17 protein-coding genes and 1 pseudogene are annotated in these 20,484 nt (G+C 44.9%); 7 read left to right on the top strand and 11 right to left on the bottom strand.

Annotation, left to right across the window (positions count from 1 at the left end; all coding sequences use genetic code 11):
- Positions 1-61 precede the first annotated feature (61 nt).
- The 4 genes from J7529_RS02895 (at position 62) to vapB (ending at position 2,060) form a co-directional block, all read left to right on the top strand.
- A complete protein-coding gene (locus J7529_RS02895) occupies positions 62-466 on the top strand; it encodes a hypothetical protein (protein ID WP_318727756.1) in 405 nt (134 codons plus the stop codon).
- Positions 467-695: 229 nt separating this feature from the next.
- A complete protein-coding gene (locus J7529_RS02890; RefSeq protein ID WP_318727755.1) occupies positions 696-1,127 on the top strand; it encodes a SufE family protein in 432 nt (143 codons plus the stop codon).
- Between the two features lie 105 nt (positions 1,128-1,232).
- Complete coding sequence (gene mog, locus J7529_RS02885; protein ID WP_318727754.1) at positions 1,233-1,763, top strand: molybdopterin adenylyltransferase; 531 nt, start codon at positions 1,233-1,235, stop codon at positions 1,761-1,763.
- 66 nt (positions 1,764-1,829) lie between these two features.
- Positions 1,830-2,060 (top strand): type II toxin-antitoxin system antitoxin VapB, encoded by a 231-nt coding sequence (vapB, locus tag J7529_RS02880; protein ID WP_318727753.1) that lies wholly within the window; start codon positions 1,830-1,832, stop codon positions 2,058-2,060.
- A gap of 167 nt (positions 2,061-2,227) precedes the next feature.
- Here vapB and J7529_RS02875 read toward each other — a convergent pair whose 3' ends face one another.
- Together J7529_RS02875 and J7529_RS02870 are read right to left on the bottom strand one after the other, a co-directional pair.
- The gene (locus tag J7529_RS02875) at positions 2,228-7,123 is read right to left on the bottom strand and encodes a tetratricopeptide repeat protein (RefSeq protein ID WP_318727752.1); all 4,896 of its coding nucleotides are present in this window, start codon (positions 7,121-7,123) and stop codon (positions 2,228-2,230) included.
- Between the two features lie 168 nt (positions 7,124-7,291).
- Positions 7,292-7,867, bottom strand: a complete 576-nt coding sequence (locus J7529_RS02870) for a Uma2 family endonuclease (RefSeq protein WP_318727751.1) — start codon at positions 7,865-7,867, stop codon at positions 7,292-7,294.
- 195 nt (positions 7,868-8,062) lie between these two features.
- Between J7529_RS02870 and J7529_RS02865 the strand changes: the two genes are divergently transcribed.
- Positions 8,063-8,365 (top strand): hypothetical protein, encoded by a 303-nt coding sequence (locus J7529_RS02865; RefSeq protein WP_271941247.1) that lies wholly within the window; start codon positions 8,063-8,065, stop codon positions 8,363-8,365.
- Positions 8,366-8,381: 16 nt separating this feature from the next.
- Here the strand turns inward: J7529_RS02865 and J7529_RS02860 are convergent, their stop codons facing one another.
- Together J7529_RS02860 and J7529_RS02855 are read right to left on the bottom strand one after the other, a co-directional pair.
- Entirely contained in the window at positions 8,382-8,990 is a 609-nt protein-coding gene (locus J7529_RS02860) for a hypothetical protein (protein ID WP_318727750.1), read from the bottom strand.
- 26 nt (positions 8,991-9,016) lie between these two features.
- Complete coding sequence (locus tag J7529_RS02855; protein ID WP_318727749.1) at positions 9,017-10,177, bottom strand: class I SAM-dependent methyltransferase; 1,161 nt, start codon at positions 10,175-10,177, stop codon at positions 9,017-9,019.
- A 168-nt stretch (positions 10,178-10,345) separates the two neighbouring features.
- On the opposite strand from J7529_RS02855, the gene J7529_RS02850 reads away from it, so the two are divergent.
- Positions 10,346-10,657 carry a hypothetical protein gene (locus J7529_RS02850; RefSeq protein WP_318727748.1) on the top strand — a complete coding sequence of 104 codons (312 nt, stop codon included), beginning with the start codon at positions 10,346-10,348 and terminating at the stop codon, positions 10,655-10,657.
- 42 nt (positions 10,658-10,699) lie between these two features.
- Positions 10,700-13,603, top strand: a complete 2,904-nt coding sequence (locus tag J7529_RS02845; RefSeq protein ID WP_318727747.1) for a GUN4 domain-containing protein — start codon at positions 10,700-10,702, stop codon at positions 13,601-13,603.
- 263 nt (positions 13,604-13,866) lie between these two features.
- On the opposite strand, the gene J7529_RS02840 is transcribed toward J7529_RS02845, so the two are convergent.
- The 7 genes and pseudogenes from J7529_RS02840 to J7529_RS02805 form a co-directional block, all read right to left on the bottom strand.
- Positions 13,867-14,121, bottom strand: a complete 255-nt coding sequence (locus J7529_RS02840; protein ID WP_318727746.1) for a hypothetical protein — start codon at positions 14,119-14,121, stop codon at positions 13,867-13,869.
- Between the two features lie 321 nt (positions 14,122-14,442).
- A pseudogene (locus J7529_RS24615) lies at positions 14,443-14,990 on the bottom strand (Uma2 family endonuclease).
- An 86-nt stretch (positions 14,991-15,076) separates the two neighbouring features.
- Entirely contained in the window at positions 15,077-16,663 is a 1,587-nt protein-coding gene (locus J7529_RS02825; RefSeq protein ID WP_318727744.1) for an AMP-binding protein, read from the bottom strand.
- The gene (locus tag J7529_RS02820; protein WP_318727743.1) at positions 16,645-18,552 is read right to left on the bottom strand and encodes an EAL domain-containing protein; all 1,908 of its coding nucleotides are present in this window, start codon (positions 18,550-18,552) and stop codon (positions 16,645-16,647) included. The genes J7529_RS02825 and J7529_RS02820 overlap by 19 nt, the downstream gene beginning before the upstream one ends.
- Before the next feature lie 212 nt (positions 18,553-18,764).
- The gene (locus J7529_RS02815; RefSeq protein WP_318727742.1) at positions 18,765-19,007 is read right to left on the bottom strand and encodes a hypothetical protein; all 243 of its coding nucleotides are present in this window, start codon (positions 19,005-19,007) and stop codon (positions 18,765-18,767) included.
- Positions 19,008-19,056: 49 nt separating this feature from the next.
- Positions 19,057-20,277, bottom strand: coding sequence for a hypothetical protein (locus J7529_RS02810; RefSeq protein ID WP_318727741.1), 1,221 nt, complete (start codon positions 20,275-20,277; stop codon positions 19,057-19,059).
- Positions 20,237-20,467, bottom strand: a complete 231-nt coding sequence (locus J7529_RS02805) for an indolepyruvate ferredoxin oxidoreductase subunit alpha (protein WP_271941213.1) — start codon at positions 20,465-20,467, stop codon at positions 20,237-20,239. The genes J7529_RS02810 and J7529_RS02805 overlap by 41 nt, the downstream gene beginning before the upstream one ends.
- Positions 20,468-20,484: the final 17 nt, after the last annotated feature.

Here is a 20,484-nt window from a genome sequence, read left to right as displayed (position 1 = left end):
GAACAAATCTTCTAAGATAGATCAAATGTATGCTTGTTTTGCATGTTCCCCGTTTTTAAAGATGACCAAATCCAATTCTAGCGATCGCCAGCCCCCCGAGTCTCAACCGGAACCCAAGCCAGAACTCTCCTTAACTCCCCCTAAAGTTCAACGGCCCAAACCCCCGGAAATTGTTCAAAGACCTCGAAGACCTCAAGCTACGCCTCCAGCGAAATCCGAGGCGAAACCCGAACGAGCCTCTAAAGTCCCTAAACCCCGTAAAGTTCATGATGCTCCCCGATTGCCAAAAGTGGAACAACCGGAACCCGTACCCGAATATGGGGGACGCAAAGCAGGCGATCAGATTGTTCTGCCCTATAGCGGTAAAAGTGTAGAGATTAGCCACTTTTATGAAACCGCCGGCCACTGGTACGCTGCCTTTGAAGTTGGGTGTGTTCGGGCTGATTTATTAGAAAAATCGTCTTAACCCTTGACAGATGATCAAAACGTGATAAACTGTGGTTGGTGGTGAGGAGTAAAGTGAAAGGAAAACGCGTTTGGGGTCGAAACACGGCCAGACTCCCAGGCGCTTTTCCTTTTTCTTGAAGAATTTAACTAACAGGAAAAATATCTTAAGTCTGGGTAAGTTAAGCCGATCGATCCATTAGAATCCAGGATGACAACAATGGATTAACGATATTGGTGGCGATCGCACTATGACCGAAACAACTCAAACCCTACCCCCTAACTTAGATAAAATTGTCAAACGTTTTCAACGCTCTCAAGACCCAAAGCGTCGCATCGAGCAACTCATTGACTACGCCAAGAAATTACCTCCCTTTCCAGACACAGATAAAGTGGAAGAAAATAAAGTCCCCGGTTGTGTCTCCCAAGTCTATGTCACAGCGACCCTAGAAGACGGGAAACTACACTATCAAGCCGATTCTGATGCCCAGTTGACCAAGGGCCTAGTGGCATTACTCGTCAGAGGATTAGATGGATTAAGCCCTGAAGAAGTCGCCACTCTCTCTGGAGACTTCATCCAAGAGACCGGATTATGCGTAAACTTAACGCCGTCTCGGGCTAATGGATTTTACAATATCTTTGAGACAATGAAAAAAAAGGCGATCGTTGCTAGTACGCAATAGAAATGCAAGAAAACTGGGGAGTTAGGACTTTTCTTAAATGCTCAAGCCTAGCACCCATCATCTATTGCCTATTGCCTATTGCCTACTGCCTCTTCCCTATTCCCTATGAATACCCGTATTGGAATCGTAACCGCCTCAGACCGAGCCAGCGCAGGAGTCTATGAAGACCTCTCTGGAAAAGCCATTATCGATCGCCTCCAAGAATATCTCACCAGTCCCTGGGAATCCGTCTATGAGGTTATCCCAGATGACTATGACACAATTAAAACTACCCTTATTTCCCTCATTGACGATCGCCACTGCTCCCTCGTTGTCACCACTGGAGGAACCGGCCCCGCTCCCAGGGACGTAACCCCGGAAGCCACGGAAGAAGTCTGTGACAAAATGCTGCCGGGATTTGGGGAACTCATGCGTTCCGTATCCCTACAATATGTTCCCACAGCCATCTTATCACGACAAACCGCAGGCATTCGCGGCAGCGCCCTCATTGTCAATCTTCCGGGTAAACCGAAATCCATTCGAGAATGTTTAGATTCTGTATTTCCTGCCATTCCCTACTGCTTAGACTTGATTGGCGCACCCTATCTAGAGTGTAATTCGGACGTGATTCAAGTCTTTCGACCGAAGAAAAAGTAATCATGAGTCAGATCAAATCCGCTGAATCTACAATAAGTCATCGTTGTTGTATATACGAAATACCCAATGGATACAGCAAAGCTGTTTATGAGTGGCAATAGTCAGGCGGTACGTTTGCCCAAAAGTTATCGTTTTTCTGGGGATGAAGTGATTATTAAACGATTGGGGAATGCAGTAGTTCTGCTCCCTAAAGAAGACCCTTGGCAGGTGATGTTTGATGCTCTTCATGAATTTCCAGAAGATCTTCAAATCGAGCGCGATCGATCATTGCCGATGCAACGAGAGCCAATCGTATGAAAATTTTTCTAGATACGGACACAGCACTTCGTGCTGTTATGAAGTACGACAACCTAAATTTTTCTTTTGAGGGTATTCCCATGAAATGCCTTAAAAATAGACGCTATGGCATCAAAAATGGTTTACCCTTCTGCCTATTGCCTAGCCAGAATCGCTATATCAAAAGTCTATTCTTCCTTTATTTCCTCCCATTCTCCTTGCAGAGTAAACCCTGCCCAATAAAACGGCGCTCTCCATTGAGTCTCAGTTTGCATCTCCAGTTGTGCCTCTTGCAAGGCTTTTGTGGGCGATAATTGTTCTTGCCACATCAGACGATAAAAACGAGTCATCATCTCTGCGGTGGCGGCATCATCAACATTCCATAAACTGACGAGTACCCTAGGTGTACCCGCATACATAAACCCTCGGGTTAATCCGATTAAGCCTTCTCCTTGAATTTCTTTCCCTAGTCCCGTTTGGCAAGCACTGAGAACAACTAAATCGGCGGATAAATCTAAGTTGTAAATATCGTGGAGGCGCAGAAATCCATTACTGGGATTGCCTTGTTCATCGATTAAGGACAGCACTAACCCCGACAGTTCGGGATTGACGCTGTTGAGAATGCCGTGGGTGGCAAAATGCACCGTACGATACTGGTTTAATGGAGTATGGGTGGCAAAAGCGTAGTTGGCTTCAAAGTCAAAGGCTTGAATCCGTTGGGATTCCGGGATAAGGGAGGCGATCGCCTCAGCTTCTTGCCGAGTACCGGGCAGTCGTTGGAGTTGAACACCTATATCTGTGGTGGCACGGGGAAGTAAGGACACAGAATTAGATGTTGAGGAAGAAGGATGATTCTCTAACCGTTCGTCATCTCGACTAAACACTGGATCGGCAACGATCGCCAATTGCTGAGGTGCGCTTTGGCGTTGTGAAAAATCTTGACGCAAAATGGCTAGGGTAGACAGGGAAGGAAGATGGACGAGTTCATAAGCTTCGACTAACGAACTCAAGTTGTTTTCTCTAGCATGGGGATTGGGGAGAGCGCTGAAGGGAATGTAGTGTAAGGCTCCATCAGCAACGATCGCCAGACGTTTTTTATCGCTGTGTTCTCTGAGAGGTTGGAGAATGAGGGAATTTAATGCTTCACCAGAGGCGATCGCTTTTTGGGGTTGATGACGAGAGCGAGGATGACCGATATCGCCACGAAATTGTCTGGCTTTTTGCTCAATGTCTTGACGAGAAGGAAGGATATAAGAGGTTAAACGGTCTTGGGTAATTGCCCAGAGAAAACTGCGCTCTTCACCCAGAGCATATTGCAGAACTAAAGTATCGCGATCGAGAATATTTTGCTGAATTTCTTCTAAAGTCACAGGTTCAGGTTGAGTCAGGGCGGCATAGCTCGGACTTACTTCTCGGATTTTCCTTTGTAGAGCCTTGTATTGATTCAAGAGATATTGCCGTTCTTGTTTGAGGTTAACGACTTGTTCTTGAGTAAATTCTGCCTGATACAGGGCAACTTCCCGGCGATCGAGGGCATCTAATTGTTGCTGTAAGCGGCGTTCCTGAAGCACTAAATCCGGATCGACTCCTTTGCGAATATCGGTATTTGCTTCCGCAAGGAGTTCTAGGAGGCTTCTAGGGCGAGAGCGTTCGTTAATATTCAGCGCTTGCGCATCATAACCTTTAGTTGGATGGTGTTGATGCAACTCCATTAATAGGTCGATGTAGAACTCGTAATAGAGCTGTTTAGCAGCAAAAAAGGTTTGTCGTTCTTCCGGGGAATTTTTTCGAGCGCGTACTTCTTCGATGAGGGCGATCGCCGCTTCAATGCGATTCAAAGCCATGTTAAGGTTCCCACGCTGGCGTTCTATTCGTGCCATCCCCAAGAGGGTATCTGCCTTAGTTTCCGGAACGGGATCTAATTTCAGAGCAGTGTTGAACGCATCCCAAGCTTGTTCCAAATGGCCTAACTCAGTATGAACCTTGCCTAATTCAACATAAAGGAAATCATACCGTCTATCGGCAACAATTAATGACTGGTTAAAGAACCTCAAAGCCGGTTCTAAATTCCCCAATTCAAAGTGAAGTTGACCAATTTTTCGCAAACTCGCACCTAGTTTCCATCGCAAACCCCCTGCTTCAAAAAGAGTTAGAGAGTCGTCATAAAACTCCAGCGCTTTTTCTGTCTCTTTCAATTGTTCGTAAACTATCCCTAAATCCTCCAAGGTTTCTCCTTCTCTCCTGGCATTTCCCAGGTTGCGGTAAATTTGCAACGCTTGCTCATAGGAGGCGATCGCTTTTTCTCGATCTCCTAACTCTAGATAAATGCCTCCCAGTTTTGACCATATTCCAGCTTCTTTTTTAGGATTGTTAATCGTTTGAGTCAACCGCAAGGCTTCGCGATAAAACCCAAAAGCTTCCGGATAGTCTCCCGAACGAAAATAGAGGTTAGCTATCCAAGTTAAGGTATTGACCTCTCCTTCGGGAAAATTACGTTCTTGATAAATCCTTCTAGCTTGCACAAAAAAATATAACGCCTGTTCGATATCTCCCAGTTCTACATAATCTTCTCCCACGCGCATCAAGCCCGTGACTGCTTCATCTGTGCCAATGTTTTGATACTGTTGTCGATAGGCATTAAAGGCTTTCCATGCCTTCTGTGGATTGCCAATTTGATAGCAAGCCTTCCCAATTTCTCGAAAAAATTCGGCGCTTTTCATCGGTTTAGATTCAAAGAATTCTTGAGCGGAACTGACGGCGCGATCGCAAAACTCTATGGCTTTCTTTTGTTCTCCCGAATAGGCATAAATTCGACCAATTCGGAGAAATATATCCAGGGTTCGTTCTTCTCGAAACGATGCATCGGGTTCTTGTTCGTAAAGTTCCAAAGCTTGGTTATAAGAGGCTAAAGCATTTTCCAAATCTCCCAGAGTCGTGTACGTTATTCCCGTCCGGTACAGCGTCCAGGCTTCCCCAGAACGATCGCCATTGTCTTGGTAAACTTGCCGCGCTTGAGAAAATAGAAGGATAGCTTGTGGTACCTGCTCTAACTCGTAATGAAGTTCAGCCATCCGTCTGAGGTTTACGGCTTCTTTTTTATAGTCTCCTAACTGTTGATAAATGGGAGTTGCTTGCTGGTAAAACTCTAACGCACTTTCCTGTTCTCCGAATTTGATATAGTCATCACCAATTTCAATTAATGTTCTCGCTTCTCGCTCTAAATTGCCTTCTTCTCGGTAAACCTGTGCTGCTTGCTTGAAGGACTCTCGTGCAGGGTAATAATTGCCGAGTTCGTAGTCGATTTTGGCAATTGTTCTCAGATGAAAGACTTCACTAACACTGTCCCCTAATTCGCGGTCGATCGCAACTCTTTGGCGATAAAAATCTAAGGCTTTTTCCTTGTCTTCTAACTCTTTTTCGTAGAGGGAAGCCATGCGGTAAAGGGTTCTGGCTTCTCCAGGGCGATCGCCAAGACTCCGATAAAGGTTTAACATCCGATCGAGGGCTTCTAATCCCTGCTCCCACTCTCCGAATCGATGGACATGGATGGTGGCAATTTTCTCTAAAATTTGGGCTTCTCCCTCTCTATCACCAGCCTGTTGATACACTTGAACAGCTTGATTTAAGAAGGTTAGCATATCTTCCTGACGGTCTCGATCACCATATCGTTCGGCGATCGCCAGCAAAAACGTGGCTTCCCCTTGCAAATCGTTGACCGCTTGATACACGTCTCGTGCTTTGTTATACTGCTCTAAGGCGGCTGCTGGTTCTTCTAAGCGATCGTAAATTTGACCTAAATGACCCAAAACTATGGGTTGGCGATATTGGAAATCTAATGCTTTATTTGTATCCCCAAGTTGACGATAAAAATGACTCATTCCTACCAATAGATCCAGTTCTTGGGAATAGTACTCTAGTGCTTTAGCCGTTTCTCCCAGATCGCTATAGATATTCCCTAAATGATTCAACATTTCCCCTTGCTTAACCCCATTTCCCAGATTTTCGTATAGGGCTAAGGCTTGTTGATAAAACGCTAATCCCTGTTGCAGATTATCGGAGGAAAGATAGCGATCGCCCAAAATTTCCAGGGTTAAGGCTTCGCCATCGAAATCATCTATCTCACGAGCCAGACTCAAAGCTTGCTGGTGAAACTCTAACGCTCTGGCTTGATTCTCGCTCCACCAGTAGCGAACCATTGTATTTAAGAGCCGAACGTTCTGTTTTTTTGCCCAATGGCTATCTTCTGAAGACGATGCACCAATTTCTTGGTAAATGGATCGAGAGCGATCGAATATGTCCAATCCGGCTTGCTCGTCAAACCATTCAAATAAGCGCAATTGAGTTAAATTGCTCAGAACAATCGCTTCGCCTTTGCGATCGCCAATCTCTTCATAAATTCTCAACGCTTGCTGGAACAATTCGTATCGTTCGCTGGTATCGGTTTTGGATTCTGCCAGCCAGTTGAGCAACTGTGCTTCCCCCTGTCGCGAGGCAAAGGTTGCGGTTTGAGGAGATTGATTGAACGCTTCATAAATGGCTAAGGCTTGATGAAAGAATTGGGCAGCTTTATCCGAATCACTGTGACGTTGTTGGTTTAAAATATCTGAGCGACGAGAGGTAACTGATGTAAAACCGCGATCGCTCGCAAATTGCCATTCTTTCTGCCATCGATCGGCATCCATGTCGTGAATTCTCCCCAGTTGCCCTAAAATAAAGGCTTCTTGGAGGCGATCGCCAAGCTGTTGAGCCAAAGCTAAAGCATCACGGTAACGCTCCCGCGCTGGGGTAGTGGCTCCCCAATATTGGTAGATGGAGCCAAGTTTAATTAAAGCTGCCGCTTCCTGCTCGGAATTCCCCGCCCTGTGCCATAGGTAACGGGCTTCTTCCCACTGGGCGATCGCCGGTAATTGAGCCGTCAAGTCTTGCTGCTTGCTTAAGCGCTCGCCTTTCTCCACCAAGTCTTGAGCCAAAACGAGACAAGAATTCTGGGTGAGAATAGATTCTGGGTTAGGTTTCGGGGCGATCGCCACAGATTCAGTAGTAATCAGCACTGTTAACCAGAAGGCAAACCAAAGACGATTCATGGTAGTTATATCATTTCTCTATATACATGCACGCTCACAAGGGGCTTAGAGCCAATTGCCTCCCAAGGATCAATTGATGCAAACTTTTCTGGATTTGATATTACCCGTTGTCTGCGAACCCTATTCTACTCATTCACATTTTGGTCATAATCTTCCTGCAATAAGAATTTACCAGATCGAGGAAAGATTTAAACTGAAACCGGGTAAAACATCTTCTCCGGATAAGGTGGTTGGATTGTCTAACGTTTGTTTTTCTTGTCCCTGACGATAAACTTCAACTTGACGGTTTTTCGGGTCGATCAGCCAACCTAACCGAGTGCCATTATCTATATATTCGAGCATTTTATTTTGTAGGAGTGTCAAGGAATCGCTAGGCGATCGCAGCTCGATGACAAAATCGGGACACAAGGGCGGGAACTTCTTTTTCTGCTCTGCGGTTAAGGCTTCCCATTTGGCTAAGGGTATCCAAGACGCATCGGGGGAATAATCCGCCCCTTGAGGAAGCTTAAAACAAGTGGAAGAATCAAACCCTATTCCGGTTCCGTCTGTATCCGTCCAATTGGCTAATTGTTGAGCGATCTTAAAATTCCGGTTTCCCGTTTCTCCCCCTGTCGGTGGCATAATAATTAGGTCTCCTCTAGCCGTTCGTTCTAATCTTAAGTCGCGGTTGGCAACACAAAGTTGATAAAATTGTTCCTCGGTAATCGAGGCACTTTCTGGATTGTTTAAAATGAATGCTGTCATGGTTTTCTCTCCTTGTTGACATTCTCACCCGTCTGTCTGAAGCCATGGTAATTCAATTTTAGCTCGATCGTGCGCTGGCTAGTCCCTCGATACAGCAGAGCGATCGCAGTCCAGTTCGAGAATGGGCTAATCAGATATAGTGAAGCTAGAGTGCGATCTCCACTATCCTCCAAAACTATGAATAACCCATCAAAGATGTCCAACAATCAAAAACTCGCTCTACTTCAAGAAATTGAGCAAATTCCAGAAGAAGATATCCCCGGTTTGCTAGAACTGGTTCGTTGCCTTCGTCAACAGACTGTTCAAACCAATCCCGTGCAGAATTGGAATGATGCGATGGTTCGTCTTAATAGTGGAGATCGTCAAGACAAACAGCTCAAACAGCAAAGATTACAAGAGATGTTTGCCTCTTGGTCTGAGTTGGATGACGAATGCGAACAAAAAGAATCCTTAAAACTCATTGAATCTCTACAAAGAACATCCATTTATAGGTGGTAAGAGTCATAAAATCACTTTAATCTTTAATCAAAGGATTGCCGATCTCCATGATAGAACAGACTCTAGACAACCAACGTATAGTAATTTTCTTACTTAAAAGAGTTTGTTCATCGCTGATAAATTTTAATTCGATTGGTGGTAATTCCTTGTGGGGATATAGTTGCTCGAAGATTGCCGCTATTGCACACACAGATCTATTAGAAGTTCCACTATCTTCTAACAAGCGCTCGGCTTTTGCAGTGAAGTCGCGATCGATTAATAGGGCTGTGGCAACAAGTTGCGGTGCAACCCAACTGCCGTGTTTGATTCGAGACCACAGTAACTCTAAATAGAGTTCAACATCATCCAGCAGTAGAAGAATTACACAAGCGACTAAATGAGGTCGCCAATTATAGTCCTCAAAAATAATGATTAAATTATCCAATATTTCATAGTCTTGATATTCTGCAATAAGCTGCTTGACTTGCACAACAGCATTTTCCGCTCTCGAATTGAACTGTAGAAAAGCAAGATAATCGACTTTACAACATCTTCGCACCTCGCCATCAATTTCTCTGAGTTCAAAAATAAATGTTTGTTGTGTTCTTCTTTTTTTTTCTAGAATAGCTTTAGCGTCCTCATTCATTCTTTAAACACTAAACTTGAGATTTTTTATTCACCTTTATCTTTAGTTGCTGCTAAGATAAACCAAGTCCCTCGGCTGGCTAATGCTCCTTTATTGACCGTTAATTGTTGAGTTCTCAACCAACTGGGGATAAACTGTTGGGTAATGCGGTCCGGTTCAAACCCAGCTTCAGTAGTCAATGCTGCCAGGTCTTGCATTTTCATCGCGCTCCAATAGGGTTCATTATTATTCGCTGTTTCCCAATCAAAGAAAAAGGCTTGATAGGGGGTGACATAGCTATAGGGAGGAGATTCTAGGTGAACCATCATACCACCGGGACGCAGGAGGCGATCGCACTCTTTCAACACCCGCCGAATGGCCGAAACCGGGATTTCGTGGAATAAAATGTGACTGACAATTAAATCAAAGGAGCCATCTGCAAACGTCATGGACTCCGCATTCTGTTGATGGAAATGAACCTTGCGGTTTAAGGCTTCTGCTCGACCATGACCATACCGCAACAAGGGAGCGCTCAGATCTACCCCATGTACTTCTGCTTCTGGATAAGCTTCTACATAGGGGAGGGTACTGTGACCAACCGAACAACCTAAATCGAGAATGTTCTGGGGTTGAAACTGGGGATATTCTGATTTCAGATAGTGATGAATGAGGCTCTGTCCTAAGTCATCATTCAGAGAACCCAGCCATCCTAACCCATACAGATAAACCCCATGGTCATAAATTGCGCCTGCGGTGACATCATCGTCTTGGTCTTCCGTATGATATCCCCCAGGCATACAGTGAATATCCACCTGGGTTTGATGGGAAGGCATGGTAAAGTTGGGGTCTAGGGTCAAAGAACCCAAGGAGGGATGTTTGGGTTTAGACCGCTCAATCAATTCTGGCAGTTGTCGCTCAACGCTCATACTCACCGACTGCCACAGCATTTCCTGATTCAGCCGTTTTAAGGCACCCATCCACTGGTAGCGTGGTTGGTTTTTCATGAAGCGGCGAATTTCCCAGGGTTGCGGATTTGGGTTATCCTGGGCGGTTAATTCTGGCTCTATTTCTTGCTCGTATAAGGTTTTAATACTAGGGAAGACCTTTTGCTGCAAATAGCCTTTGAAGCTCATGACAAATTCTTGACGCGCCCTTTCATCATGGGTTGCTTTCGGTAAAACGGGATGTTGATATTCTGAAGTCATCATGGCTGTTGAGTTGGGCGGTTGTCGATCGCAGTCGCTTGATTTTAGCGCAAGATTTTTAATTCTGATCGGGGAATCTGAACGCTTCAGTGGTAAATGTTCCTAGCTTCTTCTATCGCTTCTAAAATGGAGAGAAAATACTTAACTAGAGAGATGAGTCGGAGTTAACCCATGAAGATTGAAATTGTTGGTCAAGACGCAGAAGCCGCAACCGAAGAGCTACTGAGGATTACCGGAATTGAGGGGAGTTATGAAACCCTGGATGAACCCCAGAGAGCCGAGGTATTAACGACGATCGCCACTATTGTGGGTATTGTGGGAGGTACAATGGCGATCGCCAATCAACTTTACGAATGGTATCAGAAATCCCAGAAGAAAGACTCAGGACGCAAGCTGGAGAAAGTGATGATTGTCACCGATGACGGGCGGCGTTTACTGCTCAAAGATGCTACAATCGAGCAGATTAAAGAACTCTTGGAGTAAATAAAAATTGTTGATTATTAATTGTTAATTGTTAATTTTCCCATGGTTCGGATTCTACACATTCAATTGACCCCTGTAGGGAAAGACCAGGCTAGGTTTCAGTTTTTCTGGGATAATCCCAACCAATTTGAGCCACGGTTTCTAGCTCTGAGCGAGATTGAGGAATTACTCCAAATAAGCGAGACAGATTATTACACATTAATTCCCCTATCCTATCCAGAAACCGGAGAAGAACTGTTTAACTGGCTTGATGGAAACGACCGACTATTGCAATCTGCGCTAAATGAATCCCGGACAAAGCATCGAGGCGAGCAAATTGTTCTGGCGATTTCCACATCAGGGAAACTCGCCAATCTTCCTTGGGAGATTTTGCACGATGGCACGAAATTTTTGGTGCAGTACAAGCCGCCTATTGTTCCCGTTCGCTGGGTAACAGAAGGATTAGATGGCGAGCGATTGATCGTGAAGGAAGAAGCAAAACCCCGTTTTTTAAATATGGTATTTATGGCTTGTTCTCCCCAAGATGTGAAACCCGTGCTGGATTTTGAGGCAGAAGAAGGCCAGATCTTAATGGCAACCAAAGGAATTACCAAAGACCTGTGCTTAACTGTTGAAGAAAGCGGATGTCTGGAGGAGTTTCAAGAGATTTTTAATGCCGAAGAAGACCCATTTGATGTGGTTCATTTAACCGGTCATGCAACCACTAACGGTAAGAAACCGTATTTTCTCACCGAAGATGAATACGGATATTGTCAGAAAAGCAGTACGGCAGATATTGCCAAAACCTTACAACTGAATTATCCCAAGTTAGTCTTTTTATCCGGGTGTCAAACGGGATATTCGAGGTCTTCAGCAAACCAAACTGTACTCTCAATGGCGGAAGAATTAGTCCTTGAGGGAGCGCCAGCCGTTTTGGGTTGGGGAGACCGAATTCAAGATAAGGAAGCTTCCGCCGTTGCGGCCACCTTGTATCGAGAATTATCGGCTGGCCAAACCCTGGTGCAGGCCTTGGGACTCACCTATCAGGGCCTGTTAGGGCGCGAAGGTATGTTTAATCTTCTTATTTGGGATTCCGTATCGGGTCAAGGTGGCTATCACCAATGGCATCTATTGCGGCTGTATGCTGCCTGTTTGCCTGGTGCTTTGGTGACCAAACCCAAGAATCGAAAACGACGGCGACAACCAGCACCCCCAAGTAACACTAAAAATTTTATTCCCACGCGAGAGCAAGAATCTCCCCTCGGCCCCAAAGAGTTTGTCGGCCGTCGCCGCCAGTTACAAAATTGTTTACGCAGTCTGAAAATGGATGAGGATAAGGTAGGAGTTCTCTTAACCGGAATGGGAGGTTGGGGGAAAAGTGCTATTGCCGCTCGATTATGCCAGCGCCTATTACCTTGGTTTAAGGAACCCATAGTTTGGACTTGGAAAGAACAACCCATCAACGAACAAAGTATTGTCAGTAAATTGAGCGATGAGCTAGAGGATGCAACAGAACGCCAACTGCTCCAGGGACAAGAAGAACTCAAATATCGACTGCGAAATCTATTTGCTGCATCTGACTCTCAGCCATTTTTATTGGTGTTGGATGATTTTGAGCAGAACTTGGAACTCATTTCCGGACAGTATAGACTCAAGCCAGAGACCGCCAGAGTTTTAAGAGCATTAGTCTGGGCTATGCAGAGGACTAATGCCGGACATCGGATGATTATTACCTGTCGCTATCAGTTTCAATCAGATCTTTTAGAGGGATTTTTTATCCAGCCCTTAGAAAGTTTTCATCATGCCGACCTGTTGAAAATCTTGCAGCGCTTGCCCCATTTTAACTCAGAGGAGAACCGGGAGTTAATTCCCCGCGCCCTAACCCTGGCCAGTGGCAATCCTCGTTTATTGAAAAAAATCAACGATGAAGTTCTCGCCCAAGAAAATGCCGAGGAACTGTTGGCTCAATGGGAAACCCATCCGGAGCAGTGGAAATATAAAGTAATCTGGGAAGCGTTAAATCCGCTCATTGACAAACCTCTAGCCAAAATTCTCAGTACCTGTTTGGTGTATCGCATTCACGTACCAATGGCGGCTTTAGAAGCAGTTTGCGAGGGACAATTGTCCAGTAGAGAAGAGGAGCGAGACCAAATTAGGCGAGCGATGGCTTTGGGATTAATTGAAATTAGCTATCACCTGGAAGAAGACCAGCGCGAGTATCGAGTTTCACAGAACTTATCCCAGATTTTTTCAGCAGTCCGGCTATCAGAAGACACAGATAAACTTTATCCTCTATACCAAAAAGCTTGGACTGCGTTAACTCAATTGTGGGCAAATATAGGCAATCAAAATCAAGAGCAATGGCAACAGATATTTCGCTTAAAGTTTGCCGATAAAGGGAATCCAGAACGATTTCGAGAAGGGTTCGAGCAAATGCGTTATTTTCTGTCAAGCTATCAAGCAGATCGTGGCTTGGAGCGGGAATTGAGAAAGGCTATCAATGAGCTTTCTAGAGAGGCTCTTTGTGAGAGACTAGAAAATCTATTACAACAAGAACGGTGGTATGAAGCAAATGAAGAAACCACGTTTATTTTTTATCAAGTTATGGTGTTAGAAGAGGAAGAAGATTTTTACGATCTCTACAGAAACTTTCCTCGTGAACCCCTACAGGCGATCAATCAATTGTGGCTCAAGTATAGCCATGGACAGTTTGGCTTTAGCGTACAAAAAGAAATCTGGCTTGACTTGGGAGGTAAATTAGGAGAGTATGATTATGATACTTACAAGAAGTTAGCCAAGCGCGTCGGTTGGTACAAGCATGGTTCTTACTTATCCTATCCTTCCGAATATAGTTTTAATACAAACTCTCTAGGGGGTTATCTCCCTCACCATGGAGGAGGTGTGATAGTATTGCAAAGGAGAGTGTTTATGGATGTGATACTGCACTTTCTTCTCTCTAGGCTTTAACAGATAAGGGATTCACAGGAAAATAACAATTTCTTATCAATGGATTGAGTACGAATCAATGAACAATGAATAATACAATATTTTAGTTCTTGTAGGGGCGGGTTCACCCATATTTACGCCACTCAAAAATCAATGTTGTAAACCCGCCCGATCGCTGTTTGGTGGGGTTAGGGCGGGTTTACAGAGGTTATGGGTTGGTATTGTAAATCGTTGGCGAACCCGCCCCTACAGGCGATCGCAATCTTTGAAGCCATATCATGTAACTAGGACAAATTATTGATTTTATCGACTAACTGATTTCTTTTCTTCTCCCACCATTCGTCCGTAACTTCAATGGGTGTACCGCTATTCAATCCTTCCAGTAAGAGTTGCTCTAAATACCGTTGTTCCGCTTGTTTCTGTGCTTGAGTAATTAAGCTCAAGATATAGTCATTGGCGTTTGAGTAACCTTCTTTTGTAGATTGCTGGCAAACAAAGTTATTGATAGACTCTGGCAGAGTTAGATTTAAGTGAGTCATACTCTTTTCGTAGGAATAATACTGTACGACAATGATTCTTTATTGTAGCATCTCCATCGAGCAAATAGCAGATGGGGATGGTCAAGCGATCGCACTCTTCAAATGTTTGTGTTAATCCAGACAAGAATCGATCGCTCTAAACAGCTATGTCTATGCTCCATTACAGAATATAGCAAGTCACTAAACGAGGAATATTTTAGGGTTTCCATCTACATGATTAGGATTAAGACAATAGCTAGCCAGTTTTGCATCTTCAATAATGGCACTTTCAGGGTTGGGCAGTCGATTGGCTGTCATCTAGTTGACTTGAATTGCGATCGCTTAGGTAAAAAAGGCATTGACGTTGCAAGAAAAATCCGGAAGCAAAGGAGACGTTATCTCATCTTCCTCTAATAAGATCATCACTAATTCCAACTTCGCTCGTTCCCGTCGATAAACCTCTACCGTCTTTAATTGCCAGTCCACAATCCAATATTCCCGAACGCCCTGATTAGAATACAATTTAAACTTGCTTTCTTTATCCCGACGAACATCAGCTTTACTTTCCGATAACACTTCAACCACTAACTCTGGAGCCGCGATAAAATGACCCGATTAATCAACAGAGTGGTTTAACCTCTCATTCGTCATCCAAACTAGATCGGGGATAACATTATCGGTCTCAGTAAAGATTAGCCCTGGATTGAATATTATTCACCTGTTCCTGTTGTTGCTATCCAGTTTTCTAGGACTGTGCAAATTTTACCTATAGTTTTTTGATGTTTCCAATGGGGGCGTGGGTTATGTACAATGATAATTTCATAGCGGTTATTGTTATTGGGCAACAGTTCTAAATCGGCTGATGTCCAGGGAATTTGAACGTTTGTCATAGAAGTAAGGAGCTATGGAACGACAATTGATTTAACTATAGCGATTCTAAATCATGGGTTAACAGTTTGTGCTCATTCAGGCTTGCCTAGAGTTTAGCTAGGATTTTTTCCAAGGCCGGATAGTTGATTTTGGCGTTGTGACGGGCATCAATGGGGATTTTGGGCACAATTTTCATTTCGTCGATTTGGGCGAATTCTAGGGCTGATTTGAGCTGGGAGAATTGATGTTCATCAGCCGGATGTAGGGGATTTAATTCTAAAATTAGCCAGCGTTGGTTGTGATACTTAACTAGGGCGGCGCGTTCGATCGCCGGAAATTGATGGGCGATCGCCTCTACACTTAAAGGATAGAGTATCCCTTTATCGTCCTCAATCTTGGCACGGGTGCGGCCGAGCAGCCATAAATTCCCCTCAGCGTCGAGATACCCCGCATCTCCAGTACGATGCCAAGGAGTATCACCAACACGAAATTTGGTTTCTAAATCCCCCTCTCCGTTGACATAACCGGGTAAAACATGATCTCCACTGACCACAATTTCTCCCGGAGTCAGGGGCGGTAACGTATAGTCAGCAAAGGCTTCAGGAGTCAGGGGCGCAATGGGTTTTCCCCAGGAGTCGGGGATAATTTTTAGGTTGATTTCTGGTATAGGATGACCTGCGTATAGTCCTCCTAGGGAGCAAGGAGAAGAAGTATGGTTACTGAGCGAAGTCGAAGTATGGGCGATGGGTTCGGCTTCCGTGGAGCCATACATGGGGATAATTTGGGCACTTTTGGCGCATTTTTGCAGGCGATCGCACAATTGAGGAAAAACCGGAGCGCCCCCTGTAAAAATACGCTGGAAGCTTTCCAACCCAATCTCCTGCTGTTCGCAATAACTCACCAGACGCTCTAGAAATGCCGGAGAAGCAACCGTACTTGTGGGTTGATGAGTTTGAATTTGCCGCAAAATGGGAGCAGGATTAACAAATCCTGGTTTTCTCAAGTCCCCCGCAGGAATAAGACTCGTGACTCCAGAAGCCAGATTCGCCAAAATAAAGATCGGCAGTGTCGTCAAATCGATCGCTCCGGGTTGATGATGCAGATGATGCGCTAACACTTGATGCTGGGTGAGCAGAAAACCATGGGTACGCAAAGCCGCTTTCGGTTTCCCCGTGCTACCACTGGTAAACGTTAACAAGGCAGCCGTTTCAGCCGTCGCTGGATGCACAGTTGGTGAAGGAGGATAACTCCGCCAACGCTGCCAATTTTTAAGCCCCGGAAGAAAAATATGGGGAACCAGTTTCAGAGGGATCTGCCGTAGAGCAGGAGATTTTAACAGCAGCAAGCTAGCTTTTGGCGTTGCCAGCAGTCCTTGAGGAGGGGCTATCTGACAACATTGTTCCAGATGAGTTTGACCGGCGCTAGGATCGAGAAACATAGCAATAATGCCCAGTTTGAAGAGCGCAAGTAGGGCAATGTAGAGATCGATAGACATGGGCAAAAATACCAGAAGCCGCTCCCCTGCTTTTAACCCCAACTCTTGCAAATAAGCCGCCGCACGACTTGAAGCGATATCCAATTCAGAAAAAGAAATCGACTGTTTCTGGGCAATAATGGCCGGACAATTCCCCGACTGACTACACTGTTCTTGAAGACGATAGGCAATATTCACCATTACTCCTCCTGCAACCATTGGGGAGGGTTAACAATAAGCTGTGCAGCGCGCTCATGATCCAAGGGTTTGGCAAAAAAGTACCCTTGAGCCATTTCACACCCTAGAACTTGTAATTGTTTGATTTGCTCTATGGTTTCCACCCCTTCAGCCGTCACATCCATACCCAATTGATGAGCTAGGGTAATAATCGCTTCGACAATTTTCAAATTATCTTCATTTTGATCCAAATCTCGAATAAACGAGCGGTCAATTTTCAAGGTATCTACTTTTAAGCGCTGAAGATAGCTCAGAGAAGAATAACCCGTGCCAAAATCATCTAAGCATACGCGAATTTGGCGGTCTTGAAACTGTTCAATCAACCCTTCTGATTTATCATTTTCCATAATCACACTTTCCGTAATTTCCAGCTTGATTAAGTTGCCATCAATTTCCACCCCTTGCAATATCTTATCGAGTTGCTCAACCAAGTCTGCCTGTAAGAATTGCTTGGTAGAAAGGTTAATGCTAATTGTGATGGGAAAATACTGGAGATAACGCTCTTGCCAAATTCTCAGTTGTTGACAGGCTTCTTTTAAGATCCAACGGCCTATGGGGACAATTAACCCGGTTTCTTCAGCCGCTGGAATAAATTCATTGGGAGGTCTAAATCCTTGCTCTGGATGTTGCCAGCGCACGAGGGCTTCAAAACCGGTTATTCTACCCGTTTTCAAGGAAACAATCGGCTGATATTGCAGGTAAAACTCATGGCATTTTAGGGCTTGCCGTAAATCCATTTCTAGCCGCAGCAAAGATACAGCATTGGCGTGCATGGCTGAGTCAAAAATCTGATAGCTTCCTTGCTTTAAAACTTTTGCCCGGTACATCGCCGTTTCTGCATCTCGGAGAATTTCTTGAGGAGGGCGTTCTTCTCCAATATAGAAGGTAATCCCAGTACTGATATTAAGGTAGACTGTGTGTTGATCTACATGCAAGGCAGCCAAGAATTCTTGATGAATTTGTTGGGCAATATCGGTAACTTCTTCTAAGTTGCGAATTTCTTCGAGTAAGATTGCAAATTCATCTCCCCCTAAATGGGCTAACGTATCGATTAGACGGGTTAAGCTTTCCAAGCGGCGAGCCATGGCAACAATCAATTGATCCCCGATCGCGTGACCTAAAGAGTCATTGATGACTTTGAAGCGATCGCCATCAATAAACAAGACAGCAAATCGATAATCAGGTTGATGGTTTTGCCGGCTGACGGCATCTTCTAATCGCTCTAAGAATAACGTCCGATTGGGCAATCCCGTCAAGTTACTATAATAGGCTTGATGATGGAGGCGTTTCTGAACTTTGTGACGTTCAATAATTTCTTTTTTCAGTTCTTGATTGGCTTCCTCTAGTCGTGCGGTCCGCTCTTGCACCCGTCGTTCTAGTTCCAGGTTGAGTTGTTCGACTTGGGCTTGGGCCGCTTGGCGATCGCGGATTTCTTGCTGCAAACACGCTTGTTGCTGTTTAATCTTTTTACTTAAGCTCTGGATTTTAAGCTGGGTTTTCAATCGAATAATCGTTTCGGGTTCATTATAGCCACTAAAAATACAATCAAAAACCCCCATAGCAATCAAGGTTTCTGATTGAACCTCTAGCCGATGATCGGCAATTAAAACGACCGGAATTTCACAGGTTTTGATATTTTCTTTCAGTTTTAAACACAGATCGCGATCTTCCGATTGAATCTCGCTCACTTTAAGAATAATCAAATCCGGCTGAGTGGATCGGGCAATCATTAGCGCCATCAGAGGATTAGGAATATGGCGCAGCGTATATCCTTCTTGACTGAATCGGTGAGCTAAATCCTCAAATCCTTGGGATTGGCGATCGACCAGTAAGATATTTCCGAGAGGCAAAGATAATTGAATCTGATCCATTTGTTCATTGGCAGATGGATATGATCTAGACACGGAAGAAGACGAGAACAACATTCAGGAGCGGTTGTACGAATGAAGGCTAGATTATGGAGCCAGCGATCGCCACAGTTATCCAAGAGTAATTTTATCTCTCTTGAAGGGAGTATCTGAGAAAAGTCAACTTAAATTCAGGTTTTCTCTATTGTAAAACACACTGGATTCTCCTGAAGCGACTATTCTATGTCCTCAGTCTGGTTATGCACCCAACCGTTGATAATCTTATATCCCCAATGGGGATTAGCGGCTGCCAGTTGTTGAGCGGCTTCTGGTTCGGCGATCGCGCACAAGTCGAGCAACTTTTGATATCCTTCTTGTTTTTCCAGCTCCCGACGCTCCTGAGCCTGGTTTTGACGCTGCTCAGGGGCGATTTTGGGTCTGCCTGGAAGTAGGGAATCGATTTGATGTAACGGTTTCATAGTTCCATAGGGAATGGGGAATAGGGAATAGGGAATCGACCCATCTCCCCTAAAAGGGCAACGAGGGTTGCACTTGATTATCAATAATCTCATATCCCCATTCGGGATGTTGCTGGAGTTGCTGTTTGACCCAACTGCGTCCCAGGGGACTTTGATAGGCTTTTTGCAATTGCTCTAGGGAGGGGGAACTGTCTTGATCGCCAGAAGGTTCAGATTCAGGTAAGGCGCTCGGGGCAGAAACTTGTAATAATTTCTCCATCACCTGTTCTTTGGTAATTTCGGGTCGTTGAGTAAACGAAGGAGGTAGATAGGGCGTGCTTAAGCCTTGTTGTTTGGCTTTCAGCGCTCGATCGGCGAGGCGATCGCACTTTCGCAGAAATCCTGCCCATAAATCTTGAGCCAATACGGGTTTTCTTAAGTCAGCTCGTGCTTTGGAAACAGCGACTTCTAGGGGTTCTCTCTTCTGGACATAATATTGAATCCGTTCTTCTTCAAAGGCAGGATAAGGCACTCCCGGTTCAATTTCCCAATCCCGTTTGACTTGCTGACTCGACCCCAAGGGGCGATCGCTGATAAACTCCTCCCAAAAGGGTGAAATCATGCCTTTGGTGAGTCCATCGACAATCTTAAACATCCATCCCGATGGATTGTCTAAGCCTTTTTGTTTGGCATACTCCAGAAGTTGGGACTGAAAGGCTTCAAATTGTTCTTGAGAAGTCCAAGGGCCGGTAAATTGGTAATGGGGAGTGACACTAACTGCGATCGGCTGGCGTTTTGCCGGAAAATAAGGGTCAGCAGGAGGTGAAGAAGCACGCGTTTCTCCAGGCTGAAGAGCCATTTCTAGCTGTTTCAGATTGAGGCGCATATCGACTACATCCCCTCTACCCGGTACAAGCCGCTCTTCGAGTAATCCTTTTTGGGCTAACTGTTGGCGAGCTAGTTGCTGTTCTGCCTCAGTTAAGCCCGTTTGAGCTGTGAGGTCTTGACCATTGATTCTGATCCAGTTGTCAGAGCGATCGCCCTGTCGTTGTAGAATATGCCAAGCCAAAATACTAGCCACCACCCCACCCGTAGCCGTCGCCACTTGGGAATAATAGACTTTCGGATCTCCTAAATTTTGACAAAATTGGGCAAGAGTCATATGAGGCAATAGGCAATGGGCAGTAGGCAATAGGCAATGGGCAATAGGCAACAGGCAGTAGGCAATGGATAATTCCCCCATCTCCTCATCAGAGAGAGGGCGTTTTTTGCAATTCTGGCTTTTCTTCATCCAGAATTGCCCCTTCTACTGGGCAAACTTCTAAACAAATTCCACAGTCAATACAAGTATCGAAGTCAATCCAAAACCAATCCGTTCCTTTCGTATTTTTACCCGGGCCGGGGTGAATGCAAGCCACGGGACACGCTTCTACACAGTCGGCGACTCCTTCACAAATATTAGTAACAATGGTATGAGGCATGGTGTTTCTGTCGATCG

The sequence above is a fragment of the Roseofilum sp. Guam genome (assembly GCF_017746735.1).
In the GTDB taxonomy this organism is placed as follows: Bacteria; Cyanobacteriota; Cyanobacteriia; order Cyanobacteriales; family Desertifilaceae; genus Roseofilum; species Roseofilum reptotaenium.
Note: the sequence above shows the minus strand (reverse complement) of the source record. Positions and strands in the feature narration are given on the sequence as shown.

Coding starts and splice junctions, on each gene's coding strand:
- J7529_RS02895 (WP_318727756.1), top strand. CDS start 62: ATGACCAAATCCAATTCTAGCGATCGCCAGCCCCCCGAGTCTCAACCG.
- J7529_RS02890 (WP_318727755.1), top strand. CDS start 696: ATGACCGAAACAACTCAAACCCTACCCCCTAACTTAGATAAAATTGTC.
- mog (WP_318727754.1), top strand. CDS start 1,233: ATGAATACCCGTATTGGAATCGTAACCGCCTCAGACCGAGCCAGCGCA.
- vapB (WP_318727753.1), top strand. CDS start 1,830: ATGGATACAGCAAAGCTGTTTATGAGTGGCAATAGTCAGGCGGTACGT.
- J7529_RS02875 (WP_318727752.1), bottom strand. CDS start 7,123: ATGAATCGTCTTTGGTTTGCCTTCTGGTTAACAGTGCTGATTACTACT.
- J7529_RS02870 (WP_318727751.1), bottom strand. CDS start 7,867: ATGACAGCATTCATTTTAAACAATCCAGAAAGTGCCTCGATTACCGAG.
- J7529_RS02865 (WP_271941247.1), top strand. CDS start 8,063: ATGTCCAACAATCAAAAACTCGCTCTACTTCAAGAAATTGAGCAAATT.
- J7529_RS02860 (WP_318727750.1), bottom strand. CDS start 8,990: ATGAATGAGGACGCTAAAGCTATTCTAGAAAAAAAAAGAAGAACACAA.
- J7529_RS02855 (WP_318727749.1), bottom strand. CDS start 10,177: ATGATGACTTCAGAATATCAACATCCCGTTTTACCGAAAGCAACCCAT.
- J7529_RS02850 (WP_318727748.1), top strand. CDS start 10,346: ATGAAGATTGAAATTGTTGGTCAAGACGCAGAAGCCGCAACCGAAGAG.
- J7529_RS02845 (WP_318727747.1), top strand. CDS start 10,700: ATGGTTCGGATTCTACACATTCAATTGACCCCTGTAGGGAAAGACCAG.
- J7529_RS02840 (WP_318727746.1), bottom strand. CDS start 14,121: ATGACTCACTTAAATCTAACTCTGCCAGAGTCTATCAATAACTTTGTT.
- J7529_RS02825 (WP_318727744.1), bottom strand. CDS start 16,663: ATGGTTGCAGGAGGAGTAATGGTGAATATTGCCTATCGTCTTCAAGAA.
- J7529_RS02820 (WP_318727743.1), bottom strand. CDS start 18,552: ATGGATCAGATTCAATTATCTTTGCCTCTCGGAAATATCTTACTGGTC.
- J7529_RS02815 (WP_318727742.1), bottom strand. CDS start 19,007: ATGAAACCGTTACATCAAATCGATTCCCTACTTCCAGGCAGACCCAAA.
- J7529_RS02810 (WP_318727741.1), bottom strand. CDS start 20,277: ATGAAGAAAAGCCAGAATTGCAAAAAACGCCCTCTCTCTGATGAGGAG.
- J7529_RS02805 (WP_271941213.1), bottom strand. CDS start 20,467: ATGCCTCATACCATTGTTACTAATATTTGTGAAGGAGTCGCCGACTGT.